A 25216-nucleotide genomic window follows, 5' to 3' on the forward strand; every position below is an offset into this window, starting at 1 on the left:
AAGTGAACAAAACTTTGTTGGTTTCTGCAAAAGGCTAACCGCTTTTATCCGGGCTAGGTTTTGGGTGGGAGCGAAGTCTGTGACTTTGCGATTGCGTTTTCGGGTTTGTAACCCGAGCTAAGAAATCAACCCGATTCGCTTTGAGTGGTCGATCGCTTCCTCGCTATCCCGAAAATAACAACAGGCGACATCCATCGATTCCATGACTTTTATGGCTTCGATCGCTTTCTTTTTCTTTTCACTTCCGGTTTGGCGAATGTAGACCGCTTTGACCGTGACGGGGAAAATCTTGCAAATGTCCTCATACAAATAAGGATCGTGTTGGGAATCGTCTCCCAAAAGCGTGTACTGCAAATGCGGATAGAACTCCAGGATATGTTTGATCTTCTCGAATTTGTGGTTGTGGTCGCCTCGTCCCGTGATAAAGAAATCCGTGAGGCTGGTTTTGATGTCCTTCAGTAACAACACGGCTCTTGGCAATTCGTGCAATTGCGTGAAATCGACAATGAATCGGTACAAGTTCCATTCGCTGCTCGAGACGTAGAAAAACGCGTTCTGTTCGTTCTTCTTGTTTCGTCCGGCCGTGCTCAAGGCTTGGTAATGTGGCACGACGCCTTCAAAAACCTTCCTGTCATTCACGTTTCGGAACAATAAAATATAGAGTTTCTTGAAAGGATTTCTCGTATGCGAAACCAAAAACGTGTCGTCGATATCCGAAATAAAACCCAAATTTCCCTCATGCGGCCGAACAAAACTGCTCTTGGTCACGATTTCCTCGCCTTCGTGCAAGATGCTCACGCGATAATCCATCCAACCATAATCGGTTTCTTTCTGTAGCGGAATCGAAAATTTGAAGTAACCGTCGTCCAAGGTTTTCGTGTGGATTTTCTGATCGTTCCAATGCAGGTAAACGTCGGCATTTTTTTGGGTTTTGATGCGAAACATCCGGATTACCCATTTGGCATTCCGGAAACGCCGTTTCTGGAAATTGTATTCTTCCTTAGTCGTCGGACGAAAAACGTGGCCCATAACAATCAGTTCTTCTTCGTTGGCATATCCTCGGTACAATTTCAATATTGGCTTCATGAAAATCTGTAAATTTAAAATCGCTGTTAAAGCTTACTTCAATCTACGAAAAATCGCGCAAATTTAGGGTATGGAAACGCTCAAGAAATACCTTTTCGTCGTAAACCCGATTTCGGGAGATTTGGACAAAGCCGAAATTTTGTCGGCCGTGACCGCATTTGCCAAAAACGAATCGATCGAAATCATCACTTATGAAACCACAGGAAACGACGACGAGAAAGCGATCCGCAAGCTTTTCGAAGACAATTGTCCCGAAAGGATTCTAGTGGCCGGCGGTGACGGAACGATCAAAATGGTCGGTCAGGCCGTCGAACATTGCGATGTGATCATCGGGATTTTGCCCGCGGGTTCGGCCAACGGCTTGTCGGTCGATCTGGATCTGCCGCAAGCACTTGACGAAAACCTGCAGATCGCCTTTCACGGAAATCACATGGAAATCGACATGGTTTGCATCAACGGCGAAAAAAGTCTGCACTTGAGCGACATCGGAATCAATGCTAATCTGGTCAAAAATTACGAGCAAAGTTCCGTTCGCGGCAAAATCGGATACGCGCTCCAAGGTCTTGCGACGCTTCAGGAACAGGAATCTTTCGAAGCAACGGTCGAAGTCGACGGAAAAACCATCACGACCGAGGCGCGAATGATCGTGCTGGCGAATTCACAGAAATACGGAACTGGCGTAACCATAAATCCGATAGGAAAAATGGACGACGGGAAATTCGAGGTCGTGATTCTAAAAACGCTAGATTTGGTGCTTTTCGGAAAAATTATTACGGGAAATATGCCGCTCGATACCGGAGAAATCGAGATTTATTCGACAGACAAAGCCAAAGTCACGACCAAAGTTCCGGTGCATTTCCAGATCGACGGAGAATACTTTGGGGAAGAAACCGTGCTTGACGCTTACATTCTTCCAAAGCAAATGAAGGTCGCTATTCCTTGAAAGGATTGCGTTTTTGCCAATCAACTTTCGGTTCGAGATAGTCGAAAATCTTGTCCAGTTTGCGATTGACCAGTTTGTTCCGGTGTTTCATCAAACCAAACGTCTCGATCGATTCAGCACCTACGGAACTCTTGATTTCCAAAGCCGTTCTTGCGAAAATGATTTTTTGGAAACCTTTGTTGATTCCAAAAGTGATCATGTCATAAAGCATGTTCAGATACAACATGTGCTCGCGTTGGACGCTGTCGTCGTAACCCAAAAAGTAAGTGTCCAAAACGCAGCCGTTCTTGATCAAAGTATTGAATCCGACGAGTTTTCCGTCGAGAAAATAGCCGTAGAACAAAAAATCGTCGGCGAGTTCTTGCTTGAGTTTCGTGAAGTGATTCTTCGCCAGGAAAAACGTGTTGAAAGGTGCGTTCAACGCGACGTGATGGTACAAATCGTAAATCTTTTCTTCGTAGCGCCCGATTTCGTCCAAATGCATCTTTCGCTTTTCCAGACCTTCGGATTTTTTTCGCGCGCGTTTGTATTGGTCGCGGTATTTTTTGGTGATGTCGGCCACGTAATCGTCAAAACTTTTCCAGTTTGGGCGAATGTCCAAAACCATATTCGGTTGAGCTGAAAATCTGAAAAAGTCTGAAAAACCTGATTTTTTGAGTTGGTCGATTTCGTTCGGAAGAAAATCCTTGTAAGTGATCACGTGTACTTTTTTGCCGGATTTTCCATACGATCTTGCGACCTCGTTTGCGGCGTTTTTCAAAGTGGACAAAGCCGAATCCATATCGACATCGGGCTTGAAATAAAACGCGTTCTGTCCGGTCAACATATTGTTTCCGATAAAAAGCACGTGCGAACTGAAACGCTTGAAGATGAAATTGCGAACAGTCGTCCTGACGCATTTGTCGCGTTCGCCAAAAGATTCCAACATATTCAGATCGAGAAATTGCGACAAGGCGATTCCGACGAGATTTTGTCCGTCGAAAATCCCAATGAACTTGGAAGTCATGTTCAACGGACCGGAATTTTCGAGCACCGAGAAATAGCGTTTGGTCAGGAAAATGTTGTCGGACGCCAAATCATCCCAATCGCCAGGCAATCGGTTTACCGAATCGTAAATGGCAAAAGTGTAGCGATGTTCCAATACTTGTCGAAAATGTGGCCAAAGGTAGAAATTGCGCGCCGCAGCCGAATCTGGCTAAGTAAAACTTTAACGCGAAAAAAAATCCCGCCACAAGAAGACGGGATTTTCAGTTGTTCTCATCATTTCCAGGCGCACAGGATTCCGCCCATGATTGCGCAGGTCACAACCCAATATCCGCCTACGATCAGCACGTATTTGAAACTGCGTTTTTCGTAAATCGCGCTTGTTCCCACGACCGGCAAGGCGAAGAAAAGTCCCGCCATTGTTCCGTGCAAGGCGCCGTGTTTGAATGTTCTGTAAGTGTCGCCGTAAGCGTCCATGTAGTTTTTCAAAACCGAAGGATCGATGCCTTCAATCCCGAATGTCGCAGAAAGCGCTCCGGCTTGATGGATCACGATCGCGCCCAAAATCCAACAGATAAAAAACGAATACAGCAAACAAAGCCCGAACGATTTGACCATGTTGAATTTTTCTTCGGGATTGAAGGTAATCCTGGCTTCGCGCATCCACGCGTTCCCGAAAACTTTGGGATTGTACCAGATCATGCCCACGACGAGCGATACGAAAGGTGCCACGAAATAAGGCACGAAGTTCATGTTTTCCATTATTGTTCAATTGATTGGTTTGTAGTTCAAATGTAGAAAAATATCCGCACGCCAATTTGTAATTAATCTTCGCGCAAAAGTCGACAATTTGTAAGTTAATTATGTCAATTTGTATAGTTGTAGTGTAGTTCATCGATTTTATTTGTCGGTTATCGATGTTTCTGCTAGTTTTACACCATCAGAATTCCCTAAATCATTACACCATGAAGAAAATTTTTACTCTCGCACTTATCTTAGCCGCTTCTACGATGTTCGCCGCTATTCCGGCAGCAGAAAAAATTGCCCTGATCCGTTTGTACAAAGCGACGAATGGCACGCAATGGACGAAAAAATGGGATCTGAAAAAGCCGGAAACGCAATGGTATGGTGTATTGATCCAAAACAATCAGGTCGTGTCTATCGATTTGTCGAACAACAATCTCGTTGGCGAACTTCCGTCAGAACTTGGGAATTTGACAGGTTTGACGAAACTCAATCTTTTCAAGAACCAGATCACGGGAACGATTCCGGCGAGAATCGGACAACTCCAGAAACTTCAGTCGTTGAACTTGGCTTTCAATAAATTGCAGGGAAATATTCCATCGGTTATTGGACAATTGAAAGAATTGGCGAGCCTGGAAATGTATATGAACCGTTTGAGTGGGAACATTCCGACAGAAATCGGACAATTGGGAAAACTTCAGACACTTTCGCTTTACAACAACGATCTCGAAGGCGAAATTCCGGCTTCTATGTTCGCGATGACTTCTTTGAAAACGCTTTTGTTGAGCAGCAACAGACTTTCTGGAAAATTGAGTCCGGACATGGCGAAAATGGCATCGTTGGAAAACCTTAGCCTTTTCGAGAACAAATTCAACGGACAAGTGCCTTTCGAACTTGAGAACCTCAAGAAATTGCGCGAGCTGAACATTTCTTACAATGGTTTCAACGGATTGGTTTCACAAAAACTCGCATCTCTTGACACGATGCACATGACTATGGTGAACGAACAAGGTGTCGCAACGACGCTTAAAGTGGCCAACAAACTTGACAAAGGCAACACGGCGATTGCCAACGAAGACTAATAGGATTTCTCATATCTATATTTCTGCAGGAAAACCCGTTGGCATCAGCGGGTTTTTTTATGTCAATGCCGAAAGCAATTCGTTTGTGAGCAAGCCGCTTCCGCCGCCGTAATGCAGCACGACCGCAATTTCAGGTTTCAGGTTCTTGAATGTGGACGTGAGTTGGTTTTCACATTCCTCGGACAACCCGCAGCCCAAAAGGACGATGTCGAAATCGTGTTTTTGGAACAGGGAAATCGCTTCTTCGTCTGATTCCGCACCAAGGGCGAACCAATCTTCTTTGCCATTTATAAGCCTCAAAACCGTTTCGAGGATTTCCGGATGGCGACCTATGTAAAGGACTTTTGTCATGATTTCTGATTTTGGATTTGTTTTTTTGACAGATGTCGGAACAAAAAAAGACCTGACAGCTTTCAAAAAAATGCCAGGTCTTGGATCAAATTTCCCGACCGAAAAAGCGATCGAGAAACCAATTATTGTTTTACGAATTGCAATTCGATCGCGAAACGGACTTCTTCGCTCACCAAAAGTCCGCCGGTTTCAAGCGCCGCGTTCCAGTTCAATCCCCAATCTTTGCGGTTCACTTTCGTGTTGATCGAGAACGCTGCTTTGGTGTTTAACCAAGGATCTTGCAACAATCCGCCGAATTCCGCGTCCAATGTGACTTGTTTCGTAACGCCGTGCAGTGTCAGATCGCCCGTCAGCGTGTAATCGTCTCCTGATTTTTTTACGAATCCGCCTGATTTGAACGTGACTTTCGGGAATTGTTCGGCGTCGAAAAAGTCGGCGCTTCTCAAGTGATTGTCGCGGTCTGCATTTCCTGTATTTACCGAAGCTGTTTCGGCAACGAATTCGATTTTGGCTGTAGAAAAGTCGTCTCCATCCGTTTCTGCCGAAGCTTCGAAAGTGTCGAATTTACCGGAAACGTTGGTGAACATCATGTGCTTTACCTTGAATGTGATTTCTGAGTGTGTCGGGTCGAGAACCCATTTTGTTGTAGACATAATAATTTGAAAATTAGATGATTTGAAAATGTATGACTGTCTTCCGAAGAAGCGCTTATTTTGGGTTTTAACCGATTTGCATCGGAACTTCCATCAACAGGATTTCGGCGTCCTGGGATTTCGCCTGAATGTCGATCGCTGACGTGTCCCAGATTCCGAGGCCGTCGCGTTCGTTCACTTCGATGTTCCCGATTTGGAAATCGCCTTTGATCACGAAAGCGTAGATGCCGTTTCCTTTCTTTTTGAGATCGTACTCGACTTTTGTGTCCTTGTCGAACGTTCCGAGGTGAAACCACGCATCCTGATGAATCCAAACGCCTTCATCGTCTGCGTTTGGCGACAGGATTTGCTGCAGTTTGTTGTGTCTGTCGGACAAATTCAACGCGATTTGGTCGTAACGCGGCGAGACGTTTCTCTTGTTCGGATAAACCCAGATTTGCAGGAATTTCGTCAATCGGTCTTTGTTCTTGTTGTATTCGCTGTGGAAAATTCCGGTTCCGGCGCTCATGGCCTGAATATCGCCTTTCTTGATTACGGCCGTGTTTCCCATCGAATCCTGGTGTTCCAGATCGCCTTCAAGCGGAATCGAGATGATTTCCATATTATCGTGCGGATGGCGTCCGAAGCCCATTCCGGCATCGACGCGATCGTCGTTCAAAACTCTCAAGACGCCAAAGTGCATCCTTTCCGGGTTGTGGTAATTGGCGAAACTGAAAGTGTGGTGCGAATCGAGCCAACCGTGGCTGGCGTGTCCTCGGGATTCGGCTTTGTGGAGCACTGTGTTTTCGAGAATCTTCGAATCGGTATTTGGCAAATGATTGAATCCGACAGGTTCCAATTCCTTGATCTCATCTATGTCGTTTTTGAGTACGTCACCCATTGCGGCCGAAGCGACGAACATTCCTGTTCCCATTAGGCCTTTCTTTATGAAGTCTTTTCTGTCCATTGTGTTGTCGTTTGTTTACAGGACAAAATTGCGACTGATTTCGATGCTGTGCATTGAACTAGGACAAGAAAGTAAAAAAGTGCCTGAGTTAAAAGTGCCGAACACGGAGTTGCAAACTCCGCCACACATCTCGCGAAGTCACAGACTTCGCGCCCAACCAATCAACTAAAATGCGCCAAAAAAATCACCCCAAAAAACCAACCGCGAACTTTGACGCTACGATATCGAATTCCAAATTGGTGCTTTTGAGGAAATCAGCCAAGTCGTTTAACGAAGTTTTATCGGAAAGATCGGCCAAAACCGAAATCTCGAAATAAGTTCCATCGAAATCAAATCCAAATAACGCCGGAATGTCGCCTTCTTGTTCCTGAATTTTGTCGCATTTCGGAAAATCGGAAATGTTCGAAGTGATTCCAACGTTCGCGATTTTTCTGTTCAGGATAAAATCCGACAAGTCCATAACTCAATGTTTGGCAAGGCGCGCGCGGACTTTCGATAAAAATTCCGGGGAAATCCCAAGATAGGACGCGATGTAATGTTGGGCGACGCGCTGCGGAATCGTAGGGTAAAGTTTCAGGAAATCGAGATATTTTTGGGTCGCGTCCTTAGAAACCGAGTCGAACAGGCGATTTTGGGTCGAGGCGAGATGGCGTTGCACGAGAATCCGGAAGGCGCGCTCGAACTTCGGGACGCGTCGGAACAATTCCTCTTTCGATTCCTTGTCGAAGATCAAAAATTCGGAATCTTCCAAAGTCTCGATGAACACGCGGCTTGGCTGATCGTCGAAAGCGTTGAACGAAATGTCGCCAACCCAATGGTCTTCGATCCCGAATTGCAGGATCAACTCGTTTCCGTCTTCGTCGATGTAGAATTTTCTTACACAACCTTTGACGACATAAGCCTCGAAATTCCCGTGTTCGCCCGCTCGCAACATCATGGTTTTTTTAGGAACGAATTGCGTTTTGACGAGTGAGGTCAATACCCGCAGTTCTTCGTCGGTGAAAGTAACGTAGCGCGAAAGATTGTTTGTCAGGCTTGCTTCCATTTGAGACATTTGATTGCGTTAAAGTTACCGAAATCTTGAAGCAGTTCAATAATCGCGGACTTCAAAAATTCGTAATTTTGCAGTTCTAAAACAGATGGTGATGATTTTCGAGAAGCAGTTTGGCAATCCATTTCAAATTGAGATTTCATTTCACAAAGTCATTGAAGGACTTGAGGAAATAGCTCGTTCCGATGTGGATTTCAGGGCGAACTACGCCAAAGGCTTATTGGCCGAGGCGGCAAAAGTGCCCGAGTTGCGAACGGGAATCAGCGATCCCAGAGTAATCGAAAAAAACAGCCAGCTCATCCGGCATTTGTTGTCAGACCTTTTTCCTACGGCGCTTACCGACAATGAAATCAAGGCCGTGACGATTCCGTTTCACCACATAATTTTCAATCACACGCGCCGTTTCGCCCAGATCATTCTCAATGCCGGACCCGAATTCGACATGGGAATACGCGATTTCGACGAACATCAGTTTTATGTGATGAGTTGTTGCATGATTCTCAAATATCACTACGGACACAACGTCGATTTCCAACGCCCGGTTTTTTACGACATTCCGGATTCTGACGGAAGCGTGAAGCATTACAGGATTTTGTACAACGCCGACTTCATGGAAGTGGTCAAGACCGATGCGGCGCCCGACGTTTCGCCCGAAGACATTGCGATCCTGCTCGACAACTTCGACAATTTCGAGATGTGGAAAGAGAAATTTCCGCCTGAAACCTGGATTTTGAGAGGTTTCGGAATCATGACTTTGTACGATTCGACAGTAGAAAGCGCGGTTTCTTTGTTGAAGGAAAACCTGCTTTCGAACGAGAAAAAGAAAGACGACGGAAAGGCGAGTCTGCTCGAGAATATTTTCCGGTCGATATATAGAATCAATGATCTGCGGCTTGGTTTTGCCGAATATTTGCCTGAAGAACAGCGGTTCAAGATCGCGAATTTCGGTTCGGCCATCCCGAGTATTTTGCTCGCCGGAAAGTCCGAAACCGAATACCACGACCTTTGCGCGTGCTCGATGGACGAATTGGTCAGCGAGGCAAAATATCTCGCCATTTCAGACGTGGAGCGCTTTGCCGAACAATTTCCCGAGGAAAGAGAATTCGCCGAACACTTGTTGCGCCAGGATGTGAAAAGCGCGATTTTCGCCCCGATCATGAAAAACGGGCGCGTTTTGGGCGTTTTCGAATTGGTTTCTCCGATTCCGAGGCAACTCAACAGCATCAACGCCAACAAACTTGACTTCGTTTTGCCGTTCATCACTGATACGATGGATCGGTATTATTCCGAAAAGCAGAACCACATCGACGCGATCATCCAAAAAGAATACACGGCGATTCATCCCAGCGTTTACTGGAAATTCAAGGAAGAAGCCGATTTGCATACATTGTCTGAAAACGCCGACAAACCTTTCCGCGAGATCATTTTCAAGGACGTTTATCCGATGTATGGACAAATCGACATCAAAGGTTCGTCGGTTGCAAGAAATCAGGCGATCCAAAAGGATTTGACCAAACAGATCGAAGCGTTGTCTGACATTTTAAGCGAGTTGACCAAAAGCCAGAAACTTCCGGTTTTGGAACAGCACGTTTTTGAACTCGAGAAGCTCAAAGTGAATATCGGGGACGATCTCAAAGCCGATTCTGAAGCCGTTGCCCAGAATTACATTCTGACCGAAATCCATCCGATGCTCGAACACTTCAACACGAGAAAAGAGATCGTCGGCAAACTCGAAAATTACGCGGCGATTCTCGATCCGGCTTTTGGGATGGTTTACGATGCGAGGAAAAAGTTCGACGACACGCTTTCGCTTATCAACAAGAGAATGGCATCGGTACTCGATAAAAAACAGGAAGAGGCGCAAGATTTTTTTCCACATTATTACGAGCGTTTCAAGACTGATGGCGTCGAACACAATCTTTACATCGGTGCATCGATCGCACCAAAGCGAACTTACAGCCCGATTTTTCTCGACAATTTGAGACTTTGGCAACTTCAGGCGATGTGCGATCTCGAAGTGGAATATTTCAGGTTGCGTCCGAGTTTGCCTTATGAGCTCGACGTTACTTCACTGATTCTGGTTTACAGTTCGCCGATATCGATTCGATTCCGAATGGACGAAAAGCGCTTCGACGTCGACGGAACGTACAACGCGCGCTATGAAGTCGTCAAGAAACGCATCGACAAATCGAACATAAAAGGCACGACGAAACGCATCACCGAAGCCGGAAAGATCACGATCGTGTTCTCACAAAGCCACGAAGAGCACGAATATCGCCGTTTCATCACTTTGCTCCAATACAAAAACAGGCTTGGAAACAATATCGAATCGTTTGAAGTCGAAGATCTGCAAGGCGTCACAGGATTGAAAGCGCTAAGAGTGGAAGTGTTGTACCAAGTCACGCCCGAAGGTGAAAACTACACGTTCGACGATTTGGTAAAAGAGCTCGATATCAAGAGTTAATACGATTTGAATGCGATCACGAATGCGATCACTGAACTGATTATCCCAAACATGAAAATGTTATAGGTGATTCTCAGCAGTTTGTATTTGCGTTCCAAAACCGTTCCCAACAAATAAAGGTCTTTGATCAAGGATTCGTACAGATAAGTGCGGTCTTCCATCAATTCCTTCATCGCCGATTGGTAGTGATCGAGCGGCATTCTCGAGAAATTCCCAAAGAAAAGCAGGTTCATTTTGCGCTGTTTCACTTCGTCCGGATGATATTTGGCCGTGTTGACTTTCGGTCGTGTGGCCAAAATCGCGAAAATGATCGAGATCACGCTGAACAACAGCATAATAAAAGTCGGCATCACCAAATGAGCGTTGCTCGGACTGTCCAGTTTCGGGATCAAAGTGGAAAGGGCGATCGAAATGATGATCGCGTTTACAGAAAGCAGGATGTTGGCTTTGCTGTCGGCGATCTGGCTCAATTGCGTGTGGTTGTTGAGCGTCACACGGAACAAAGTCTCGACGCCGCGATCGGGCTTGTCCTTTTTCTTTTTCTTCTTTTCAGATTTGTCTTTCCCGGACTTATCGTTTTCAGGCTCCATTTCCTCTAGCTTTTGTTTTATGGATGCGATGTTCTTTTCCTTTTGCGGCTGCCAGTTCTCCACGGCCGAAGTCGTGTAATAACGGTGCCATTTCTCGAGCACTTCGAGATTGCCTTTGATCCATTCCGAATCTGTGTAGGTTCGGCCCTGGCTTTCCCATTCGGCTCTCAAAGTTGCGGCAATTTTCTCGTATTTCTCGCTTCCGAAGTGCGAACAGTCGGCATCGCGGATGATTTTTTCCGACAAAGTTTCGGGATTTTCGCACATTTCAGTCACCAAAATCAGTCTTTCGGCCAAATTTGCGATGTTGTCGGGAATGTCGTTTTCCGATGCAAATCCCCGGAAGATTATGGCGCTGTTGTATTCGTGTTTCATCGGGCCATTTACGTATCCCGTATCGTGAAACCAAGTCGCGAGCACCAATGCGGACTTCTCGTCCGGAGATAGATTTTCCTTGTCGGCCAGTTCTTCGGCAGACGCGACCACTCGTTTCGTATGCTTAAAATTATGGTAAGTATATGAATCGGAAAGTTTATCTTTGAAGAGGTCGCGCACGAAATTTTCGGCTGTCTGCGAAAGCGTCATTGTCACCATTTTACCTTACCAAATTATGAAATTATTTCGGGTTGCCTCGTCAATCGGGCGAAATATGAGGGTAATTGCCATTTTGGGCAGTTTTTTTCTGATACAATCCTGTGCCACGCACAAAGCGCAGTTCGGGTCGGAATCCGGGAAAACGCAGCAGGAATTTTCGGACGCATCCCAAATCGACCACGACTTTTTCCTGATAGGCGACGCCGGCAATTGGACCGGAACTGAAACGCCCGAAGTACTCGCTTTATTGTCCGAAAAACTAAAGAAGGCCGATACTTCGAGCACTTTGATTTTCCTCGGAGACAACATCTATCCGCACGGACTTCCCAAAAAAGACGCACCAAACTACGAAGACGCGCGTTCGCGAATGGAAAAACAGCTTTCGATCGCCAAAGATTTCAAAGGCAAAACCTACGTCATTCCTGGAAATCACGACTACTATAGCGGACTCGACGGCGTTCGCGACCAAGCCAAATTGGTGAACGAATTGCTCGGGAAAAAGAACGCGTCACGGCCCAAAAAAGGCTGCGCTTTGGACGCTATCGAAGTAGGAGAGTCGGTTGCGGTGATTTTCGTGGATTCGCAATGGTTTCTCGAAGATTGGGATACTATGCCGACGATCAACAACGACTGCGACATCAAAACCCGCGAAATGTTCTACAAAGAACTCGGCGACAAGATTAACGACTATCAAAACAAGACGATATTCCTCGTGATGCATCATCCTTTAGCGAGCAATGGCGCGCACGGAGGCGAATTTTCCTTTCACAAGCACATTTTTCCTATAAATGATAGAATTCCGTTGCCGATCGTGGGAACGTTCGTAAACATCTTGAGAAAATCATCGGGTTTGAGTCCGCAGGATTTGCAGAATGCCAAGTACAACGGATTCATCAAGCGCGTCAAGACGTTGATCCAAAACAAGGAAAACGTGCTCGTCGTTTCGGGTCACGATCACAATCTCGAATATATCGAACGCGACGGGATCAAGCAGATCATTTCGGGTTCGGGATCGAAAACCGAAGCCGCGAGAATTGTCGGGAAACAGGATTTTTCGTTTGGGGAAAACGGTTTTGCCCAAGTCAGGGTCAAAAAAGACGGAGCGACCAATGTCACTTATTTCGCCCCAAAATCCGATAAGGAAAACAAGATAATCTTCGAAACACAAGCGCTTCCGCCTCGACAAATGCCGGAGTTGAAAGAGTATCCGAATGCTTTCGCGGCTACGAAAGACACATCGGTCTACACCAAAAAAATGACCAAAAGGAGCGGGATTTACCGTTTTTTCTGGGGCGAACACTTCCGCAGCTATTACAGCACAACGGTTCGCGCAAGACAAGTTTCGCTCGACACGCTGTACGGCGGACTCAAACCGTTGCAAGCCGGCGGCGGCCACCAATCGATGTCGCTGCGTTTGGGCGATAAGGATGGAAAAGAATATGTGATGCGCGCTGTAAAGAAAAGTGCGACGCGATTCCTGCAGACTTCGGCGTTTTTGGATCAGGCGATCGAGCAGGATTTCAAGAACACTTATACCGAAAAATTCCTTTTGGATTTTTACACGACTTCGCATCCGTATTCGGCTTATGCGGTTTCTGAATTGTCCGAAAGTATAGGAATTCCGCATTCGAATCCGGAGTTGTTTTACATTCCGAAGCAAAAAGCGTTAGGACTTTACAACCACGATTACGGCGATGAATTGTATTTGGTCGAAGAACGTCCGATGGAGAAATTCACCAAACTTGAATCTTTCGGAAAGCCCGACGATTTTGTGAGTACAGATAAAGTGCTCGAGAAAATCCATTCGGACGAAGATTACAAAGTCGACAAAAAATCCTGGATTCGCGCAAGGGTTTTCGACATGCTGATAGGCGATTGGGACAGACATCAGGACCAATGGCGTTTCGGCGAATACAAGGAAGGAAAGAAAACCGTGTACAAACCGATTCCGCGCGATCGCGACCAAGCATTTTCAAAACCGGACGGCGCTTTGTTGTCGATCCTGATGAACATTCCGGCGCTGCGCCACATGAAAAAATTCGACGAGGATTTCCGATCGCCAAAATGGACAAACAGGACAGGTTATCCGCTTGATCTGGCTTTTGTTCCGAAGGCCGACGAAAGCGATTGGGTCGAACAGGCGAAATTTGTAGCCGAGCATTTGACCGATGCCGAAATCGACGCGGCCTTCAAGACAATCCCGAAAGAGGTCCAGGATGAAACCATAGAGAAAATCAAGTCGCAACTCAAGCAAAGACGCGCGCATCTGGAAGAATTCGTTTGCGAATACTATAAGGTTTTGTTGAGAAAAGTTTTGATTGTCGGAACAGAGAAAAAAGACAAATTCGTGATCACGCGTTCCGGCAAGCAAACCAAAGTCGAGGTTTTCCGACTCAAAAAGGAAGGCGAAATCGACAAGACTTTCGAGAAAACGTATTCTTGTCCGAACACGAAGGAAATCTGGGTTTACGCGCTCGGAGACGAAGACATCATTGAAGTGAAAGGCAAAGGCAGAATCAAATTGCGTCTTTTGGGCGGAAACGACAACGACAACTACTCGGTTGAACACGGGAATAAGGTTCACATCTACGATTTCAAGTCGCAAAACGACGATCTCTCGCAGGCTAAAACAGCGTGTAAAACGATTTCCGACGATTACGAATTGAATAGTTACGATTACCGGAAGCCGGTCTACAATGTATTGGCAGGATTTCCGATGTTGGGTTTCAACCCCGATGACGGCGTGAAAATAGGAGCGGTCGTGAATTATACGGTTTTCGGTTTCGACCGCGATCCGTTTACGCAAAAGCACAGCTTTGGCGCGAATTACTATTTTGCCACGAGCGGTTTCGAGCTTAATTACAAAAGCGTTTTCCCAAAGACGATCGGCAATTGGAGTCTGGTGCTCGAAGGTAGATTCACGAGCCCGAATTTTAGCCAGAATTTCTTCGGATTCGGAAATGATACACCAAATTTCGACGATGACGATGATTTGGGAATGGACTACAATCGCGTAAAAATAAGAAGTTTGAAAGCGGCTCCGAGCTTGCAATGGAAAGGCGTTCAAGGTGCGTCGGCAAAAATCCAGGGCAGTTTCGAGCAGGTTTCGGTAGACGATACTTTCGGCCGTTTCATCTCGCAACCCGGAGTCGTGAACCAAGATGTTTTCGAACACAAGAATTTTGTCGATTTCAACGGCGAATACAGATTCGACAATTACGACAACAATTCAATCCCGACACTGGGTTTCTCGTTTTCTGTTTTAGGCGGATACAAAGCCAATCTCGACGATTCCGACCGCAATTTGCCTTATGCCGAAACCGGGATCGGGATCACATACAAAATCACGCCAAGCGGCAGGTTCGTGTTTGCGACTTCGGCCAAAGCCAAGTTTTTATTCAACGATGAGTATGAGTTTTTCCAGGCCGTAACCGTTGGCGGCGACAGCGATATCAGAGGTTTCCGAAACCAGCGTTTTTCAGGGCAGCGCGCGTTTTACCAAAGCACAGATCTGCGTTGGAACATCGGGCGTTTCAAAACAGCCGTGATTCCTATGAGTTACGGGATTTTGGGCGGATTCGACTACGGGCGCGTCTGGCTCGAAAACGATTCGTCAGACAAATGGCACAACACTTACGGCGGCGGATTCTGGATCAATGGCGTAAACCTTGTGACAGCGCGCGTCTCGTATTTCTACTCGAGCGACGGCGGACGTATTTTCGCCGGTTTAGGGTTTGGTTTCTGACAACTTGAGCAAATAGATATTTCCTCCGATTTTCTTGGTCTTTTCGTCAGTGATCAGGATTTCGTCGTCTGTGGCGAACCCCAAACCTTCTTTTTGGGAAAAGTGGTGCAATTCTATGGTTTTCGATTTTCCGTCGAGGAAATTATCCGACTTGAAATCGGTGAAAACAAAAACGTTTTCTCCTGTTAACAATGCGACCTTTTTTCCGTCCGGACTTATGTCTGCGGACGTTACGGCGCATCGGTTGAATTTTCCGCAAGTCTGGAATTCGCCCAACTTCTGGGCTGCGAAATTTCCGGGTTTGTTTGGCACTTTGTACAAAAACGTCGTTCCGTCGAAGTTCGAACTTCTGTTTTTGGTGAACAGATAGAAAAATCCGTCTTTCTCGAAAAACGCTTCGCAGTCATAGAATCGCTGGCTTTTTTTTGGCGGAAATTCAGTTTGTTCCGGATAATGGAAAGTGGTTTTTTGGGAAACTCCCGTTTCGGCTTGACCGAGATTTGCCGCATCAATCTTGTAAATCGCCAAATCCTTGCGCTCGTTGTCGTTGTTTCCGAAATCGCCTATGTAGAGATTTCCGCTCGCGTCGGATGTCAATTCTTCCCAATCGATGTTCTTGACTTGGGAAATGAACGTCTCGTGCAGTTTCTTTCCGTCGCGTCCAATTTGGTAGATGATGGCTTTGTTGCCGTGATCTTCTGTCGTCCAGATTTTTCCGTCGATGACTTCACACGCGGAATTTTCTGCCAGATCTGACGGCAATTGGGACAAAGTTTCCAGTTTCGAATCCTGGGCGCATCCGGCGCAAAAAATAAACAGTGCAAACGAGAGTTTCTTCATGTCATAAAAATAAACAAACCTTAAAAAGCCCGGAGGCGATTTCACAAAGTATTAGTATATCGCTAACAGGCGCGCGAAAATCGAATAGGTACATTTAGGTAATTGCTAAAACGACCAACTATGATACAACAAATCAACAATGTTCCGGATAATATGGTGGCTTTTCGATCTTCGGGCGAAGTGACAAAAGACGACTTCGACACTGTTTTTCCTAAAGTCGAAGAACTGGTTGAAAGAACGGGCAAACTGAACTATTTGCTCGAACTCGATAATTCTCCGGCCGACTTCACCGCCGGCGCGTGGCTTCAGGATGCGCTTTTGGGAGTGAAGAATATTACGAAATGGAATCGGGCGGCAATCGTAACAGATTCCGAACAAATTCGCACGTTCACCGACGCTTTCAGTAAATTGATGCCGGGCGAATTCCGCGGATTTTCGAAAGACGAATTCGACAACGCCGTAGATTGGGTTTCGGAAAAGACGATCTGATGGCTTTTGGGCAACTAAGTATGGCAATGCTGTAAGGTCTAGCGTGGATTTTTGGGCTACCTTAAAGTTGGTAAATGTCACATGAAAAAGCCCTCGCCATGAAATCTGAAAAACTACTTAACAGCCTCGCCGACGCTTCTCCCAAAATATCGGGAGGCGAATTCGAAAATGAACAGGAAAAAGTACTCCTGAAACGAAAACTGTATCTGCGCAATCTGATGAATACCAACAGAATGTGTCTCAAAAACAACAATATCAACACTTTATTACTCTTCTGATTATGACACCAAATAAAGATTACAACAACGACCTGAACAATCTCGAAAGCGACAATCTCGAAGCGAGAAATCTCAAAGAACAGAAGGACGAGCCTATCGAGGCATCCGATTTGGACAACGGCGACGGCGACGATTTCAAGTATACTTCACCCGATAAATACTTGAAAATGGAACAGCCGGGCGTGCAATTCACTCCCGAAGCTGATCCGGCGTCGACGAATCCTGACAACATCGAATATCGTCAACACGGCCAATTGTCGGACGAATACGATAACAATAATCGCAATAGCCGCAATGCCGAAGCGTTCAGCCAGGACGAATACATTCTTCGCGACAACATCGATCTGGATGAAGATCAGTCGCAGTCGATTTCTTCCGAGGACGATATTGATTCGAATGAACACAATGATGGTTTGTAAAAGCCAACTTCTATTTCACGAAAAAAGCCGCAATGTCGAACGTTGCGGCTTTTTTATTGGAGTTGATGTTGAAATTCGGCGGTAAAGTCGAATCGATCCGTGAATTCGCAAATCCATAAGTCAAAATTACTTTTCGGAAGTCTTGTTCAAAGGTTGCTGTTCGCGAATTTGTGTCACGGTGTTCGATGGAACGCGGAAACCATCGTCGAGCAATGCCTTGAGCGTTTTTATTATGATTGCCGATTTTATGGCGCTATCGCCAGGCCCGACGTCTGTCCTGACCCAATAAGTTGCTTTGATCGCAACCGCGGATGGCGTTATGGCATCGACCTCGACCGTAATTCCTTTTCCAGATTCGTCGAGAACACCTTCGGTAGCTTTGACTTTTTCTCGGATGATCTCGATGGCGCGCTCGTAGTTTGAAGTGAATTCCACATTGAAAACCACGTCTTGTGCGAGATAGGCGTCGTTTGTATAATTGATGAGAACGCTTTTTACCAGTAGTGCATTTGGAATGTAAATGTCTTTTCCGCCCGTGCGGATTTGTGTATCGCGCAAGTTCAGCGCCACGACTTTGCCTTTCGTGCCATTGCTTTCGATGACTTCACCAATAGCGAACGGACGCTTGAAAGCCAAAAGGATTCCGGCGAGGAAGTTTTCGCCAATGTCCTTGAGCGCGAATCCTATGACGAAAGCCGAAATTCCCGCTCCGGCGAGCAAAGACGCAAAAATGTCACGCAGTCCTACGATTCTCAGCACGATCAAGACTCCGATTATGATAAAAACGGCCTTGATCAGACGCGAGATAAAATTCGCCAATAAAGGATCGTGCATTCTGGCGCGCAATCTTTTTCCGGCAAAAACCTGCACTTTTGAAGCGATGAACCAAGAGATGAGAAATGCGACGATCGCCAATCCTATTTTTGGCGTGACGTCGACCAAACCGTTGTAGTACTTGGTGAGATGCGTAGTTACGTCGTTGAAAAACTCTTCCATAAATTACGAATCGGAATAAATCGCCTTGATTTTGAGTTTGTCGAAAACAAATTGGGATTCTTTTTCTTCCTGGATCGATTTGCGGATATATTCGGCAGTAACATCTTGTTTGAGCATTTTCGCGTAACCGAGCATTTTTTCGTAAACCGAAATCTCGTGTTGCATGATCCGTTTGCAAGCAACTGCAATCGCCTCGTCCCGTTCCATCCCGATTTTGAGCAACGTCGAAGCATGTGCCGCGTCGATCAAAGCTTCCATGAGTTCGTATTTCGTAGGAAGCGCTCGTTCTTCGAGCAAGTTGAAAACGTGCAGCAGTCTGTCGATTTGGTTTTGTGTTACTTTGAGGTGCGATTGGATCGCCAAGACAAGTTCGTAGGATGTCGATGCTTTTTCGAGGTTCGGAAGCAATTCCGCCAAGGCATTTTCAGCCCAATAGCGCTTTTGCAGTTCTTCGTCGAAACGATCAGCGATTTCGGGAAGTGAAACCGGAATTTGAAAGAAGTTTTGGTTCAGGGAAGTGTTGTTTGTTGTTGACATGTTTCCTCTACATTTTCGATTCGCTCCAAATTTGCCGAATTTCGTCGGAAATTGCCTTACATCAAATCCTTTGAAATTTACAGGATTAGAAACTTCAAATTCGGATAAAATCGGCGCTTTTGCCCGTCGTGTAACAGATTTCAGATGAACATTCTCAAAACCAACATGCAATCGTAGACGCGAACGTAGAATTGGCCAACGTTTCGAGCAATCGTATCTCTTGCGAATTCGCTTTGGTGATGAAATAATTCCTGGATTTTGTGTGGTGTTTTCATAGCATTGATTTTTTCCGATCGAAATTATCTGGAGCGCATTTTCTTTATTCTGTTTTCCGATTTCGGAATGGCCCTTGCGATCATGCCCGGATTCCATTTCATATTGTCGAATTCGTCGTATTGCAGATCTTCGAACGCGTTTCTATCAATTTTGCTTTTTGGATAAGTAGTCGTTTTCATGATTCTAATTTGAGTGTTTTGCAAAGTTGTATCATCCGACACGAATTCGTTTTATACGGTTTAGCCTGAAAATTGCATTTTAATCACAAGTCGAATTGTGTAACTTGAAGTGCCAATTGTATAATTTTCAATGCTTTGTAATTGCCAACTTTGTAGAAAGCTAAAATGTGATGCCATGAAGACCGAAGCAACAAAAAAAGCCAAGCGTCAAAACAGGACGCAATCAGAGTCAGAAAGTTTTTTCGTGACTTTGCCCTCGACGATGAACTACAAATCAGAATTTGAAAACGAGCAGGAAGAAGCCTTTGGATATCCTGATTTCTACGAAGATACAGACAATATGAACCGCTATTTGTGGTAGGAGTAATACGTGCTATCGCAGGAATATGCGACCAAAATTAAATTTTTGGCAAATTTTACTTGCGTCAACCGATAATGGTTGTATATTTGCACTCGAAACAGCGCGGGATAGAGCAGTAGGCAGCTCGTCGGGCTCATAACCCGAAGGTCACAGGTTCGAGTCCTGTTCCCGCTACTAAGAAACCTCAGTGTTTACTGGGGTTTTTTGTTTTTGGGATAGTCCCGTTTTTGTTTGTGCGTAAGTTTCATTGCGTTGTTCCTAGCACGGATATCCAAATTTCAGCCGCTTCTTCAGGTTAAATAATTGCATTTCTTTTTCTTAACAGGTTTTTCACTTGTAAATTAAGCTTACTTTTGCCGCTCGAATTCCAAAAACGGAATTTCCCGCCTCATGAACACGAAGAAAATTGCCGAGTACCGCGCACTGCTTGAAGTCACGAAAGAAGCTACGCTCAAAGATCTCAAAAAAGTCTATCGCAATGCGATGAAAGACATTCATCCTGATTTGATCACCGATGAGAACGAGCGCCTTTTGGCCGAAGAAAAAAGTACCGCCGTAATCGAGGCCTACCATTTTCTTGTAAGTGTTGCGCCGGAAACGCTTGAAAAAACGAAAGCCGAATATCTCCAAACCACGGCAACGTCAGCAATTCTGGAGTTTTATCTCGAGAAACAGACGCTTTATGTTAATTTCGCCGATGGCAGCAGCTACGAATACTTCGGAATCCCGAAAAACACCTACGTCAAGATGATCAACGCCGAATCACCGGCGCGTTTTGCCAGACGTCACATTTACGGCAATTTCCTTTACAGAAGCGCGAGCAAAATCGTTTCGGCGGAAGATTGATACAAAAACCGACATCGATTTTGAAGTCGGAATTTGTTCTTAAGATCTTATAAATTATAGCTTTCGGTCATCACGGAAGACTGAAACCGTCTAGCGGAGAAGTACTTTTTCAGTAATTATTCGTGCATTCGTGGCCTTATTATTTTTTGGCCACGAATGCACGAATGAATGCGATCAAGTGAATTGGCGATTGGAATGAGATCGAGGATTCAATGCGAAAATTCAGTCCGAGAGGATGAATTTGTGGTCGACCATCAAGATTTCAACAGGTTTTCCCTTCGGATAAAAATCGAGACCGCCAAAGTGTTTCAGCATCGCCCGATGTTTTTCGAGAAGTCGCAAAAATTTGTTTTCGAACGATTTGATGTTCACGGATTGCATCGGTTTCAAGTCCAAACCTTGTCGGCCGTTCGAGAAAAACAGCATCAGGTTGGTATTGGAAACTGTCTCGAACTCCAAATAGTAGAAAACCGACAGATTTTCAAAATTGGCCAGATCAGCCAAATCGTCTACAAACTTTTTCTTTTCGGATGTCGGAATATGGCAATCTACGCGCATCGAAAGGTTTTCTGCGTCGGCGAATTTCTTTTCCGAACCGACGATTTGCACGAACTCCGGAATCGCTTCGGCCCCGCGTTTTTCCGCATACCAACGCGTGAAATAAGATTCCGTCCAATCAAGTCTATTTTTTCGTACAACCGAATATTTCCTGAGGATTTTTTCGACTTCCAATCCAATCATGAAATCGTAATCGAACAATTCCCGTCCGCCGACGCCGAGTTGGATTTGGTTGGCGTTTCTCCACATGAAAATCGCCGCATCGGGAAATCGCTCGAACAAATCGTTTATTTCGGCTACGATTGCATCGGCGAATCCAGATTCGAAATTGATGGAAAGTTCGGCGTCGACATCAGATCTTCCGCCAATTCCGTAGCGATAGTCCAAAAGTTCAAAGTTGTAGATTCCGTCGGGAAAGCCAAAATACCAATATGTTCCTAAAACCATGTGTTGCGAATTTTCTCGAATTTACTTCTGAAAAAAATCAAATCAAAGACAAAATCCTGCAAGGCAACTTGGCAATGCTGTAAGTTTCCGCGCAATTCGCAGTCTATCTTTACTTCGAACAAAATTTTTCAAGCAAAGTCAGATTATGCAGGAGTGGTTCATCAAAGATTGGGAAAGCATTTTGCGCGTTTGCGTTTGTGCCGTCATTTCGTTCGTAACGCTTTTTGTTTTCATCCGAATTTCGGGAAAACGCACGCTTTCGAAACTGAACGCTTTCGATTTCGTGGTCTCGGTTTCCATGGGAAGTACATTGTCTTCGATGATTTTGGGAAAAGTGACCTTGTCGGAAGGTTGCGTGGCGTTGCTGATAATCATCGCGCTTCAGTTTGCGCTTGCGCGGATGGCTCAAAGTTCCAAGAAGATGGAAACCGCGCTCAATTCAGAACCTACATTGCTTTTCTACAACGGAATTTACCTCAAATCGGCGATGGAAAAGGAAATGATCACGGAAGCGGAAATCTTGTCCGAAATCAGGAAATTCCGCATCGATAAGATTTCTGACGTGAAATCGGTCGTACTCGAGCTCAATGGCGAATTGACGGTCGTAAAAAAATCCGACGGAATCGGCAAAACATCCACAGACGAATTTCTTCCGCTCGAAAAACCTTGATTTCAAGCCCTCGTCCCTTTGTTTTTGCTAATTTTGCGCAAAATACAAATCATGCACAAGGCCGGCTTCGTCAACATCATCGGAAACCCGAACGTAGGAAAATCAACGCTTATGAACGCTTTCGTAGGCGAAAGGTTGTCGATTATCACCTCAAAGGCACAAACTACGCGTCACAGGATTCTTGGAATCGTGAACGGCGAAGATTTCCAGATCGTGTTTTCGGACACGCCTGGAATCATCAAACCGGCTTATGAAATGCAGGAAGCGATGATGGTTTTTGTGAAATCGGCTTTTGAAGATGCCGATGTGTTGGTTTACATGGTCGAAATCGGCGAGCAAGCGCTCAAGGACGAAGCTTTTTTCAAGAAGATCGAACATTCCGAAATTCCGGTTTTGTTGCTTCTGAACAAGATTGATACGTCGAACCAAGAGCAACTTGAGCAGCAAATTTCGTATTGGAAGGAAAAATTGCCGAATGCCGAGATTTATCCTATATCGGCTTTGAACAACTTTCACGTTCCCGAAGTTTTTGGCCGAATCGTCGAACTCTTGCCCGAATCGCCACCGTTTTATCCGAAAGACCAATTGACCGACAAACCCGAGCGTTTCTTCGTCAACGAAATCATTCGTGAAAAAATACTGCTGAATTACAAAAAGGAAATTCCCTATTCGGTGGAAATCGAGACCGAGGAATTTTTTGAGGACGAGAAAATCATCCGGATCCGCGCGGTGATCATGGTGGAACGCGATACGCAAAAAGGCATTATCATCGGACACAAAGGCGAAGCGCTCAAACGAGTCGGAATCCAAGCCAGAGCCGATCTCGAGAAATTCTTCGACAAGCAGATCCACTTGGAAACTTATGTGAAAGTCAATAAGGACTGGCGCTCGAATTCGCGTCAGCTCAAGCGTTTCGGCTACGACCGTTAAGCGACCATATTGTCCATAAAGTCCCGCAATTCCGCGGCTTGTTTGGACGAAAGCCTGCGATTCCATCTTGAGATAAGGTAAAGTCCGAACCAAACTGTGGTCATGGCTGCCATCAAAAGTATTTCCGTATCGAAATCTCTTTCGGAATACCACTTGAACGCCAAAGATGCCGCGCTCAGGAAGAATACGGCGAAAGTGACAAGTCGCGCAACCAAAAGCGTCGCCCAAAGCACAGGATTTTCTACGTACTGACCTTTCACGTAAGTCGTGTCATTCTGCTCGTTCACTTCAAGATGCAAGAGCGGCGACCAAACTTCCTGTTTTTGTTCTGCCACCTCAATCCAGATATGCTTTCCATTGTGTTTGACGATATAATCGGAATTCCCGACCAGTTCGAGCTGCTCACAGGCTTGCCTGATCTGCTCGGGAGTCTTGCCCGAAGGTTTCTTGAATTGATCTGGATAAGTGGCGGGCGCTTTCATTGTCTGCTTCATTTATGTTATAACGGAATCGGCAGATGTATTATTTGTTAAAGACGGTTAAACCTTTGCCAACATCTGCTAATGGCTTTGGGTTCAGAAACTAAAAAGAAAACGTACCTTTGCGCCGTCCAAGCCAATTTTTGTTTGGAGGAATACAGTTAAAATTCTGATACAATGGGTAATATCGTAGCGATTGTTGGAAGGCCAAACGTAGGGAAATCTACGTTGTTCAACCGAATGATCCAAAGAAGGGAAGCCATCGTCGATTCGGTTGCCGGCGTTACGCGCGACCGCAACTACGGCAAGAGCGAATGGAACGGGAAGGAATTTTCGGTAATCGATACGGGCGGATACATCAAAGGTTCCGATGATGTTTTCGAAGCCGAAATCCGGAAACAGGTGGAACTTGCGATCGATGAAGCCGATGTGATCCTTTTCGTCGTGGACGTTGAGGAAGGCATCACTCCAATGGACGATGAGGTCGCCAAGTTGTTGCGCAAAGTCACCAAGCCCGTGGTTTTGGGCGTGAACAAGGTCGACAATTCCATGCGTGAAAAGGACGCGATCGAATTTTACAATTTGGGTCTTGGCGAATTCGTGACTTTTGCCTCGACTTCAGGAAGCGGAACAGGTGATTTGCTCGACGCTTTGATCGATGCGTTTCCCGAAACACCCGAAGAGACGAAAGAGGAAATCGCTTTGCCACGTTTTTGCGTGGTTGGACGTCCGAATGCCGGAAAATCGAGTATCATCAATGCTTTGATCGGTGAAGACCGATATATCGTGACAGACATCGCCGGAACGACGCGCGATTCGATCGACACAAAATTCAACCGCTTCGGATTCGACTTCAATCTGGTCGACACGGCCGGAATCCGCCGCAAGGCAAAAGTCAAGGAAGATCTTGAGTTTTATTCGGTGATGCGTTCCGTGCGCGCCATTGAGAACTCAGACGTTTGTATACTTGTGATCGACGCCACGCGCGGTTTCGAAAGCCAGGATCAAAATATTTTCTGGTTGGCCGAAAAAAACCGGAAAGGTGTTGTGATTCTCGTCAACAAATGGGATTTGGTCGAAAAAGATACGATGTCGACACGCGATTATGAGCTTAAGATCCGCAAGGAGATCGAGCCTTTTACTGATGTTCCGATCATTTTTACCTCGGCCACGACCAAACAGCGACTTTTAAAGGCATTGGAAACTGCAGTTGGCGTTTTTGAAAGCCGCAAGCAAAGAATCCCGACTTCGAAATTCAACGAGTACATGCTCAAGATCATAGAGCATATGCCGCCTCCGGCACTCAAAGGGAAATACGTTAAGATCAAATATTGCATGCAGTTGCCGACGCCCGTGCCTCAATTCGTGTTTTTTGCGAATTTGCCACAATATGTAAAAGATCCTTATAAGCGATTTTTGGAGAACAAGATTCGTGAGAAATGGGATTTTTCAGGGATTCCGATTGATATTTACATTCGGGAGAAATAGTTTGATGCCGGACTTGTTCCGGTTTTTTTTATGGTTTTTTTTTGGTGGCGCGAAGTCTTTGACTTCGCGAGGTGCGTTTCGGAGTTTGCAACTCCGACGGATATGTGTTGAAAATAAGATTTCCAGTGACTCCGGTACATAAAAAAAGGCCTCCGAAACCGGAAGCCTTTTCTGTTATAAAAAGATGGTG

General features: G+C 45.6%; 28 protein-coding genes and 1 tRNA gene. 13 read left to right on the top strand and 16 right to left on the bottom strand.

Translation table 11 applies throughout. The features are described 5' to 3' along the window. Window positions 1-117 precede the first annotated feature (117 nt). Window positions 118-1086, bottom strand: a complete 969-nt coding sequence (locus EOO49_RS01345) for an App1 family protein (protein WP_290842086.1) — start codon at window positions 1084-1086, stop codon at window positions 118-120. 70 nt (window positions 1087-1156) lie between these two features. Here EOO49_RS01345 and EOO49_RS01350 point away from each other — a divergent pair, with 70 nt between their 5' ends. Then, complete coding sequence (locus tag EOO49_RS01350) at window positions 1157-2029, top strand: diacylglycerol kinase family protein (RefSeq protein WP_290842087.1); 873 nt, start codon at window positions 1157-1159, stop codon at window positions 2027-2029. On the opposite strand, the gene EOO49_RS01355 is transcribed toward EOO49_RS01350, so the two are convergent. After that, window positions 2019-3170 carry a GNAT family N-acetyltransferase gene (locus EOO49_RS01355; protein WP_290842088.1) on the bottom strand — a complete coding sequence of 384 codons (1152 nt, stop codon included), beginning with the start codon at window positions 3168-3170 and terminating at the stop codon, window positions 2019-2021. The two genes, EOO49_RS01350 and EOO49_RS01355, sit on opposite strands and share 11 nt — an antisense overlap. 119 nt (window positions 3171-3289) lie before the next feature. Further along, window positions 3290-3775, bottom strand: a complete 486-nt coding sequence (locus EOO49_RS01360) for a DUF1761 domain-containing protein (RefSeq protein ID WP_290842089.1) — start codon at window positions 3773-3775, stop codon at window positions 3290-3292. A 203-nt stretch (window positions 3776-3978) separates the two neighbouring features. Here EOO49_RS01360 and EOO49_RS01365 point away from each other — a divergent pair, with 203 nt between their 5' ends. Further along, on the top strand, window positions 3979-4839 hold the full coding sequence (locus tag EOO49_RS01365) for a leucine-rich repeat domain-containing protein (protein ID WP_290842090.1): 861 nt from the start codon (window positions 3979-3981) through the stop codon (window positions 4837-4839). A 57-nt stretch (window positions 4840-4896) separates the two neighbouring features. Here EOO49_RS01365 and EOO49_RS01370 read toward each other — a convergent pair whose 3' ends face one another. The 5 genes from EOO49_RS01370 to EOO49_RS01390 all read right to left on the bottom strand — a co-directional run bounded on the left by EOO49_RS01370 (window position 4897) and on the right by EOO49_RS01390 (window position 7834). After that, window positions 4897-5190: a hypothetical protein gene (locus EOO49_RS01370; protein ID WP_290842091.1), complete on the bottom strand. Its 294-nt coding sequence runs from the start codon at window positions 5188-5190 to the stop codon at window positions 4897-4899. 122 nt (window positions 5191-5312) lie between these two features. Next, window positions 5313-5843, bottom strand: coding sequence for a YceI family protein (locus tag EOO49_RS01375; RefSeq protein ID WP_290842092.1), 531 nt, complete (start codon window positions 5841-5843; stop codon window positions 5313-5315). Window positions 5844-5910: 67 nt separating this feature from the next. Next, on the bottom strand, window positions 5911-6789 hold the full coding sequence (locus EOO49_RS01380) for a pirin family protein (RefSeq protein ID WP_290842093.1): 879 nt from the start codon (window positions 6787-6789) through the stop codon (window positions 5911-5913). Window positions 6790-6973: 184 nt separating this feature from the next. After that, window positions 6974-7249: a hypothetical protein gene (locus EOO49_RS01385; protein WP_290842094.1), complete on the bottom strand. Its 276-nt coding sequence runs from the start codon at window positions 7247-7249 to the stop codon at window positions 6974-6976. Window positions 7250-7252: 3 nt separating this feature from the next. After that, window positions 7253-7834, bottom strand: a complete 582-nt coding sequence (locus EOO49_RS01390) for a Crp/Fnr family transcriptional regulator (RefSeq protein WP_290842095.1) — start codon at window positions 7832-7834, stop codon at window positions 7253-7255. A 100-nt stretch (window positions 7835-7934) separates the two neighbouring features. On the opposite strand from EOO49_RS01390, the gene EOO49_RS01395 reads away from it, so the two are divergent. Beyond that, a complete protein-coding gene (locus EOO49_RS01395; RefSeq protein ID WP_290842096.1) occupies window positions 7935-10304 on the top strand; it encodes a GAF domain-containing protein in 2370 nt (789 codons plus the stop codon). Here EOO49_RS01395 and EOO49_RS01400 read toward each other — a convergent pair. Then, the gene (locus EOO49_RS01400) at window positions 10301-11479 is read right to left on the bottom strand and encodes a Pycsar system effector family protein (RefSeq protein WP_290842097.1); all 1179 of its coding nucleotides are present in this window, start codon (window positions 11477-11479) and stop codon (window positions 10301-10303) included. The genes EOO49_RS01395 and EOO49_RS01400 overlap by 4 nt on opposite strands. A 64-nt stretch (window positions 11480-11543) precedes the next feature. Here EOO49_RS01400 and EOO49_RS01405 point away from each other — a divergent pair, with 64 nt between their 5' ends. Beyond that, window positions 11544-15233: a metallophosphoesterase gene (locus tag EOO49_RS01405; RefSeq protein WP_290842098.1), complete on the top strand. Its 3690-nt coding sequence runs from the start codon at window positions 11544-11546 to the stop codon at window positions 15231-15233. On the opposite strand, the gene EOO49_RS01410 is transcribed toward EOO49_RS01405, so the two are convergent. Beyond that, window positions 15216-16073, bottom strand: coding sequence for a hypothetical protein (locus EOO49_RS01410; protein WP_290842099.1), 858 nt, complete (start codon window positions 16071-16073; stop codon window positions 15216-15218). The genes EOO49_RS01405 and EOO49_RS01410 overlap by 18 nt on opposite strands. Before the next feature lie 120 nt (window positions 16074-16193). Between EOO49_RS01410 and EOO49_RS01415 the strand changes: the two genes are divergently transcribed. The 3 genes from EOO49_RS01415 to EOO49_RS01425 all read left to right on the top strand — a co-directional run bounded on the left by EOO49_RS01415 (window position 16194) and on the right by EOO49_RS01425 (window position 17259). Further along, window positions 16194-16562 carry an STAS/SEC14 domain-containing protein gene (locus EOO49_RS01415; protein ID WP_290842100.1) on the top strand — a complete coding sequence of 123 codons (369 nt, stop codon included), beginning with the start codon at window positions 16194-16196 and terminating at the stop codon, window positions 16560-16562. Between the two features lie 74 nt (window positions 16563-16636). Next, window positions 16637-16840, top strand: a complete 204-nt coding sequence (locus EOO49_RS01420; RefSeq protein ID WP_290842101.1) for a hypothetical protein — start codon at window positions 16637-16639, stop codon at window positions 16838-16840. A 2-nt stretch (window positions 16841-16842) separates the two neighbouring features. Next, the gene (locus EOO49_RS01425; RefSeq protein ID WP_290842102.1) at window positions 16843-17259 is read left to right on the top strand and encodes a hypothetical protein; all 417 of its coding nucleotides are present in this window, start codon (window positions 16843-16845) and stop codon (window positions 17257-17259) included. 126 nt (window positions 17260-17385) lie between these two features. Here the strand turns inward: EOO49_RS01425 and EOO49_RS01430 are convergent, their stop codons facing one another. The 4 genes from EOO49_RS01430 to EOO49_RS01445 all read right to left on the bottom strand — a co-directional run bounded on the left by EOO49_RS01430 (window position 17386) and on the right by EOO49_RS01445 (window position 19247). Continuing rightward, window positions 17386-18255 carry a mechanosensitive ion channel domain-containing protein gene (locus EOO49_RS01430; protein ID WP_290842103.1) on the bottom strand — a complete coding sequence of 290 codons (870 nt, stop codon included), beginning with the start codon at window positions 18253-18255 and terminating at the stop codon, window positions 17386-17388. A 3-nt stretch (window positions 18256-18258) separates the two neighbouring features. Then, entirely contained in the window at window positions 18259-18792 is a 534-nt protein-coding gene (locus EOO49_RS01435) for a DUF892 family protein (RefSeq protein WP_290842104.1), read from the bottom strand. A 140-nt stretch (window positions 18793-18932) separates the two neighbouring features. Then, on the bottom strand, window positions 18933-19067 hold the full coding sequence (locus EOO49_RS01440; RefSeq protein WP_290842105.1) for a hypothetical protein: 135 nt from the start codon (window positions 19065-19067) through the stop codon (window positions 18933-18935). A gap of 24 nt (window positions 19068-19091) precedes the next feature. Beyond that, complete coding sequence (locus tag EOO49_RS01445; protein WP_290842106.1) at window positions 19092-19247, bottom strand: hypothetical protein; 156 nt, start codon at window positions 19245-19247, stop codon at window positions 19092-19094. Window positions 19248-19422: 175 nt separating this feature from the next. Between EOO49_RS01445 and EOO49_RS01450 the strand changes: the two genes are divergently transcribed. The 3 genes from EOO49_RS01450 to EOO49_RS01460 all read left to right on the top strand — a co-directional run bounded on the left by EOO49_RS01450 (window position 19423) and on the right by EOO49_RS01460 (window position 20454). Then, a complete protein-coding gene (locus EOO49_RS01450) occupies window positions 19423-19608 on the top strand; it encodes a hypothetical protein (RefSeq protein WP_290842107.1) in 186 nt (61 codons plus the stop codon). A gap of 101 nt (window positions 19609-19709) precedes the next feature. Then, a tRNA-Met gene (locus EOO49_RS01455) sits at window positions 19710-19782 on the top strand. Window positions 19783-19998: 216 nt separating this feature from the next. Next, window positions 19999-20454 (top strand): KTSC domain-containing protein, encoded by a 456-nt coding sequence (locus EOO49_RS01460; RefSeq protein WP_290842108.1) that lies wholly within the window; start codon window positions 19999-20001, stop codon window positions 20452-20454. A gap of 222 nt (window positions 20455-20676) precedes the next feature. On the opposite strand, the gene EOO49_RS01465 is transcribed toward EOO49_RS01460, so the two are convergent. Next, a complete protein-coding gene (locus EOO49_RS01465) occupies window positions 20677-21459 on the bottom strand; it encodes a hypothetical protein (protein WP_290842109.1) in 783 nt (260 codons plus the stop codon). A gap of 145 nt (window positions 21460-21604) precedes the next feature. Here EOO49_RS01465 and EOO49_RS01470 point away from each other — a divergent pair, with 145 nt between their 5' ends. Together EOO49_RS01470 and era are read left to right on the top strand one after the other, a co-directional pair. Continuing rightward, window positions 21605-22129, top strand: coding sequence for a DUF421 domain-containing protein (locus tag EOO49_RS01470; protein ID WP_290842110.1), 525 nt, complete (start codon window positions 21605-21607; stop codon window positions 22127-22129). A 48-nt stretch (window positions 22130-22177) separates the two neighbouring features. Beyond that, complete coding sequence (era, locus tag EOO49_RS01475; RefSeq protein WP_290842388.1) at window positions 22178-23059, top strand: GTPase Era; 882 nt, start codon at window positions 22178-22180, stop codon at window positions 23057-23059. Here the strand turns inward: era and EOO49_RS01480 are convergent. After that, complete coding sequence (locus EOO49_RS01480; RefSeq protein WP_290842111.1) at window positions 23056-23541, bottom strand: hypothetical protein; 486 nt, start codon at window positions 23539-23541, stop codon at window positions 23056-23058. The genes era and EOO49_RS01480 overlap by 4 nt on opposite strands. 174 nt (window positions 23542-23715) lie before the next feature. Between EOO49_RS01480 and der the strand changes: the two genes are divergently transcribed. Continuing rightward, a complete protein-coding gene (gene der, locus EOO49_RS01485; RefSeq protein WP_290842112.1) occupies window positions 23716-25026 on the top strand; it encodes a ribosome biogenesis GTPase Der in 1311 nt (436 codons plus the stop codon). Window positions 25027-25216: the final 190 nt, after the last annotated feature.

The organism is Flavobacterium sp. (assembly GCF_004295795.1).
In the GTDB taxonomy this organism is placed as follows: domain Bacteria; phylum Bacteroidota; class Bacteroidia; order Flavobacteriales; family Flavobacteriaceae; genus Flavobacterium.

Coding starts and splice junctions, on each gene's coding strand:
- EOO49_RS01360 (WP_290842089.1), bottom strand. CDS start 3,775: ATGGAAAACATGAACTTCGTGCCTTATTTCGTGGCACCTTTCGTATCG.
- EOO49_RS01365 (WP_290842090.1), top strand. CDS start 3,979: ATGAAGAAAATTTTTACTCTCGCACTTATCTTAGCCGCTTCTACGATG.
- EOO49_RS01420 (WP_290842101.1), top strand. CDS start 16,637: ATGTCACATGAAAAAGCCCTCGCCATGAAATCTGAAAAACTACTTAAC.
- EOO49_RS01380 (WP_290842093.1), bottom strand. CDS start 6,789: ATGGACAGAAAAGACTTCATAAAGAAAGGCCTAATGGGAACAGGAATG.
- EOO49_RS01470 (WP_290842110.1), top strand. CDS start 21,605: ATGCAGGAGTGGTTCATCAAAGATTGGGAAAGCATTTTGCGCGTTTGC.
- EOO49_RS01430 (WP_290842103.1), bottom strand. CDS start 18,255: ATGGAAGAGTTTTTCAACGACGTAACTACGCATCTCACCAAGTACTAC.
- EOO49_RS01445 (WP_290842106.1), bottom strand. CDS start 19,247: ATGAAAACGACTACTTATCCAAAAAGCAAAATTGATAGAAACGCGTTC.
- EOO49_RS01440 (WP_290842105.1), bottom strand. CDS start 19,067: ATGAAAACACCACACAAAATCCAGGAATTATTTCATCACCAAAGCGAA.
- der (WP_290842112.1), top strand. CDS start 23,716: ATGGGTAATATCGTAGCGATTGTTGGAAGGCCAAACGTAGGGAAATCT.
- EOO49_RS01370 (WP_290842091.1), bottom strand. CDS start 5,190: ATGACAAAAGTCCTTTACATAGGTCGCCATCCGGAAATCCTCGAAACG.
- EOO49_RS01480 (WP_290842111.1), bottom strand. CDS start 23,541: ATGAAAGCGCCCGCCACTTATCCAGATCAATTCAAGAAACCTTCGGGC.
- EOO49_RS01400 (WP_290842097.1), bottom strand. CDS start 11,479: ATGACGCTTTCGCAGACAGCCGAAAATTTCGTGCGCGACCTCTTCAAA.
- EOO49_RS01465 (WP_290842109.1), bottom strand. CDS start 21,459: ATGGTTTTAGGAACATATTGGTATTTTGGCTTTCCCGACGGAATCTAC.
- EOO49_RS01385 (WP_290842094.1), bottom strand. CDS start 7,249: ATGGACTTGTCGGATTTTATCCTGAACAGAAAAATCGCGAACGTTGGA.
- EOO49_RS01390 (WP_290842095.1), bottom strand. CDS start 7,834: ATGGAAGCAAGCCTGACAAACAATCTTTCGCGCTACGTTACTTTCACC.
- EOO49_RS01345 (WP_290842086.1), bottom strand. CDS start 1,086: ATGAAGCCAATATTGAAATTGTACCGAGGATATGCCAACGAAGAAGAA.
- EOO49_RS01450 (WP_290842107.1), top strand. CDS start 19,423: ATGAAGACCGAAGCAACAAAAAAAGCCAAGCGTCAAAACAGGACGCAA.
- EOO49_RS01415 (WP_290842100.1), top strand. CDS start 16,194: ATGATACAACAAATCAACAATGTTCCGGATAATATGGTGGCTTTTCGA.
- EOO49_RS01435 (WP_290842104.1), bottom strand. CDS start 18,792: ATGTCAACAACAAACAACACTTCCCTGAACCAAAACTTCTTTCAAATT.
- EOO49_RS01395 (WP_290842096.1), top strand. CDS start 7,935: ATGATTTTCGAGAAGCAGTTTGGCAATCCATTTCAAATTGAGATTTCA.
- EOO49_RS01410 (WP_290842099.1), bottom strand. CDS start 16,073: ATGAAGAAACTCTCGTTTGCACTGTTTATTTTTTGCGCCGGATGCGCC.
- EOO49_RS01405 (WP_290842098.1), top strand. CDS start 11,544: ATGAGGGTAATTGCCATTTTGGGCAGTTTTTTTCTGATACAATCCTGT.
- EOO49_RS01375 (WP_290842092.1), bottom strand. CDS start 5,843: ATGTCTACAACAAAATGGGTTCTCGACCCGACACACTCAGAAATCACA.
- EOO49_RS01350 (WP_290842087.1), top strand. CDS start 1,157: ATGGAAACGCTCAAGAAATACCTTTTCGTCGTAAACCCGATTTCGGGA.
- EOO49_RS01460 (WP_290842108.1), top strand. CDS start 19,999: ATGAACACGAAGAAAATTGCCGAGTACCGCGCACTGCTTGAAGTCACG.
- EOO49_RS01425 (WP_290842102.1), top strand. CDS start 16,843: ATGACACCAAATAAAGATTACAACAACGACCTGAACAATCTCGAAAGC.